Source organism: Corynebacterium sp. HMSC078H07, assembly GCF_001812805.1.
Taxonomy (GTDB): domain Bacteria; phylum Actinomycetota; class Actinomycetes; order Mycobacteriales; family Mycobacteriaceae; genus Corynebacterium.
On record NZ_KV810490.1, the window covers coordinates 140434 to 140696 of the forward strand.

Here is a 263-nt window from a genome sequence, read left to right on the forward strand (position 1 = left end):
GTCGGTCATATCAAAGACTTCCACGATCTCACCGTTGTCCAACTCGACCTTCAATGCTTTGGCGTCTTCATGCATCTTTGCTCGGTGTGCCATAACATCCTCGGCAACAGTGCGAGCCCACCTACGCATCGAGGGTGCTAGCGGGCCTGTAGCTTGCGTTGTCACCCAACTGCCATCAGCCAACAACCACACCACATCACCAGTAACCGGGTCCAGAATATAAAAGGCTCTGCCCTCGGTCTTCATATTGTGATGACGCTGGC